The sequence below is a fragment of the Colwellia sp. E2M01 genome, from assembly GCF_018860585.1.
Classification (GTDB): Bacteria; Pseudomonadota; Gammaproteobacteria; order Enterobacterales; family Alteromonadaceae; genus Colwellia.
The window spans coordinates 6992-10288 of sequence record NZ_JAHKPR010000057.1; the positions used below are offsets into that span (position 1 = coordinate 6992).

A 3297-nucleotide genomic window follows, 5' to 3' on the forward strand; every position below is an offset into this window, starting at 1 on the left:
ATCGGAATTGGTATAACCTCTTATTCAGTAAAACACTTTTATCTATCTTTAGTTTGTTTTCCAATATTTATTTTTAACAAAATAAATAATCTATTTAATTCACGTAAAGTCACATCAAAGTGATGAATAAACTTAACCGCAATGGTAAAATGCGCTCAATTTTATATTCACCATTTATGATTCATCTTCTTAATATCGCCTAATTGGCGTTGTTAGTGACATTAATAGAGACTCTTATGACTTTAACTACACGTTTTGCTCCAAGCCCAACAGGTTATTTACACGTTGGTGGTGCTCGTACTGCCTTATATAGCTGGTTATACGCCCAGAAAAATGGCGGTGATTTTATTCTTCGTATTGAAGATACCGATTTAGAGCGTTCAACCCAAGAGTCAGTTGATGCCATTATGGATGGTATGAACTGGTTAAACCTTGAATGGACTCATGGACCATATTTTCAAACTAAACGTTTTGATCGTTATAAAGAAGTTATCGAACAATTACTTGAATCAGGTAATGCTTATCGTTGTTATAGCACAGCGGAAGAAGTTGATGCGATGCGTGAAGAAGCGAAAGCCAAAGGCGAAATAGAAAAATATAATGGTTTATGGCGTGATCGTACTGACCACCCTGAAGGTCAACCGTATGTTATTCGTTTTAAAAACCCAATTGGTGGCGATGTTGTTATCAAAGATATGGTGAAAGGCGATATTACTATTAGTAATGATCAACTTGACGATTTAATTCTTGCGCGTACTGACGGCACACCAACCTATAACTTAACGGTTGTTGTTGATGACTGGGATATGAAAGTATCACACGTTGTGCGTGGTGATGATCATATCAGTAACACACCAAAGCAAATTAACATTTTAAAAGCATTAGGTGCTGACATTCCTGAATATGCACATATTCCAATGATTTTAGGTGATGACGGTAAGCGTTTATCTAAACGTCATGGTGCGGTAAGTGTTATGCAATACCGTGATGATGGTTACTTGCCTGAAGCATTATTAAACTATTTAGTACGTTTAGGTTGGTCACATGGCGATCAAGAGATTTTCTCTCGTGAAGAAATGATTGAATTATTTGACTTAAAAGATTGTAACCGTGCGCCATCGGGTTTCAATACTGACAAGCTAATTTGGGTAAACCAACATTACATGAAAACCATGGATCCTGAATATGTAGCTGAGCACCTTGCATGGCACATGGCTGATCAAGGTATCAATACTGACAACGGTCCAGCATTAGCTGATGTCGTTAAAATTCAAGCTGATCGCGTTAAAACGCTGAAAGAAATGGCGCAAATATCACGTTATTTCTATGAAGATTTTACTGAACTTGACGCAGCAGCGGTTAAAAAACATTTACGCCCAGTAGTTAAAGAGCCAATGATGCTTGTTAAGCAAAAATTAGCTGCATTAACAGATTGGTCACCAGCACCAATTCATGCAGCGATTAATGATACTGCACAAGAGTTAGAGTTAGGTATGGGTAAAGTAGGTATGCCATTACGTGTTGCAGCAACAGGTGCAGGTAACTCACCATCACTTGATATTACCTTAGCTTTACTTGATCAAAACAAAGTAATAGAAAGAATTGATCAAGCGCTAGCGGTATTAGAAGCTAGAATCGCAGCGAGTTAAGGTCAATTATTATTAACAGCCTTATTGATTTAGCTTTTAGTTTTAGTTTTAGTTTAGCTTTAACCACTTTAAAAACGTTTTGGAGAATGCTTAGTGCAATTTAGTGATTTCGGTTTAGACAGTACTTTAATGAATACTGTTCAGCATTTAGGTTTTAGCGAGCCGACACAAATTCAGCAACAGGCTATTCCTGCGGCAATGGCTGGGCATGACTTAATTGCTTCGTCTAAAACTGGTTCGGGTAAAACCTTAGCCTTTGTTATTCCTGCAATTCAGCGCCTAAGTAAAAATCGTGCGTTATCAAAACGTGATCCTCGTGTGGTAATTTTAACGCCAACACGAGAGCTAGCTAAACAAGTGTTTAGTCAGCTACGTTTATTTACCGCAAACACTCAGTTTAAAGCGGTATTAATTTTAGGTGGCGAAAACTTTAATGACCAAGTTAAAGTCTTAGAAAAAGAGCCGGAATTTATTGTGGCAACGCCAGGTCGATTAGCCGATCATCTAAAACAAGGTCACTTTTACCTAAACGGTTTAGAGTTACTTATTTTAGATGAAGCTGATCGCATGCTTGATTTAGGTTTTTCTAAAGAGCTTAGTCAAATTAACCAAGCGGCTGATCACCGTAAGCGTCAAACCTTATTATTTTCAGCAACGTTGGATCACGCACAAGTAAATGATTTTGCTAAAGAGTTATTGAAAAAGCCAAAGCGTATTGCTATTGAAGCAGGGCATACTGAGCACATAGATATCACTAAGCGCTTTTATCTTGCGGATAACCTGACGCAAAAAGAAGACTTATTGCAGCACTTTTTAGCTACTGAAAAATCGCAACAGATTATTATTTTTACGGCGACGCGTAGTGATACTGAACGTTTAGCTAAAATACTTTCTATGCAAAGTTTAAATGCGGTAGCGTTAAGTGGTGAGTTAAATCAAAGTCAGCGTAATCAAATTATGGACAGTTTTGCTAAAGGCCAACATAAAATATTGGTAACAACTGATTTAGCATCACGCGGTTTAGATTTAGTGAATGTTTCGCACGTTATTAACTTTGATATGCCAAAACATACTGAAGAGTTTGTACATCGCATTGGTCGTACAGGACGCGCAGGTACTAAGGGTGATGCTATTTCATTAGTAGGCCCTAATGATTGGCTAAGTTTTAAAAACGTAGAAGCGTTTTTACAGCAAAAAATTACCTTTACTAAAGTGGATGGTATTAAGGTTAAGTTTAAAGGCTTAAAACCTAAAAAAGCCAAACCTGAAAAAGCGAAAATAGCGAAAGCGACAGAACAAAAAGCGCAACCACGTAAACCTCAAAAAGTTATTAAGAAAACCTTTGTTGATATTCAAGATGCTGGCGCAATGAAAATTATCAAACGTAAAAAAGCACTATCAGCAGATCAAATTGAAGATTCAACGAAAAAAGAACAAGATTAATGCTTTATGCTAGGATGTGTGAGCTCTGATACGTAAAAAATAACGCTTAAGGCAAACAGCAAATGTTATTATTAAAACAAGCAACTTCGGTTGCTTTTTTTATAGCGGCAATACGCTTATCGTATTCAATAGTGATAAATTAATGATATTATTAATTTATCTGGTTTATACATCGATTACATATTGTTTAAGTAATACCAATTCC

2 protein-coding genes are annotated in these 3297 nt (G+C 36.6%); both read left to right on the top strand.

The genetic code is table 11. The features are described from left to right. The first annotated feature begins 236 nt into the window (after window positions 1-236). Entirely contained in the window at window positions 237-1649 is a 1413-nt protein-coding gene (gene gltX / locus KO502_RS11865) for a glutamate--tRNA ligase (RefSeq protein WP_216022783.1), read from the top strand. A 93-nt stretch (window positions 1650-1742) separates the two neighbouring features. Then, window positions 1743-3092, top strand: a complete 1350-nt coding sequence (locus tag KO502_RS11870) for a DEAD/DEAH box helicase (protein WP_216022784.1) — start codon at window positions 1743-1745, stop codon at window positions 3090-3092. Window positions 3093-3297 lie beyond the last annotated feature (205 nt).